The sequence below is a fragment of the Halorubrum sp. Atlit-28R genome (genome assembly GCF_003665955.1).
Taxonomy (GTDB): domain Archaea; phylum Halobacteriota; class Halobacteria; order Halobacteriales; family Haloferacaceae; genus Halorubrum; species Halorubrum tropicale.
Genome location: NZ_QPLS01000307.1, coordinates 1 through 432 on the forward strand (window position 1 = coordinate 1; position 432 = coordinate 432).

The window sequence follows — 432 nt, forward strand, 5'->3', positions numbered from 1 at the left end:
CGAACTGACGGAGCACGAATTCTATGACAGACGACACCACAGACACGGCCGAATCGGTTCAGGAGATGTCCCTCGACGAACTCCGCGAGGAAATCGAGGATATCGACCGCGGAATCGTCGAACTCATCGCCCGCAGAACCTACGTTGCAGATACGGTTGCGCAGGTCAAAGACGAGAAAGGACTGCCCACGACCGACGAATCACAAGAAGAGCGCGTGATGGAGCGCGCCGAGAAGAACGCGGCGCACTTCGAGGTCGATTCGAACCTCGTGAAGGCGATTTTCAGACTGCTCATCGAGATGAACAAGGCCGAACAGCGGCAGAATCGGTAGAATGCATCGATGTTACGACCTATTTTTGAACAGGACAACACGACTTCCGAGCCCGTATGCGAGAACGGACATCGCACTGGTTCCTAATCCAACGCCGAAG

At 55.1% G+C, this 432-nt stretch carries 1 protein-coding gene; it reads left to right on the top strand.

Features of this window, described 5'->3' with window-relative positions:
- Positions 1 to 23: 23 nt before the first annotated feature.
- Positions 24 to 332, top strand: coding sequence for a chorismate mutase (locus tag DVK06_RS18045; protein WP_121601176.1), 309 nt, complete (start codon positions 24 to 26; stop codon positions 330 to 332).
- The last annotated feature ends 100 nt before the right edge of the window (positions 333 to 432 follow it).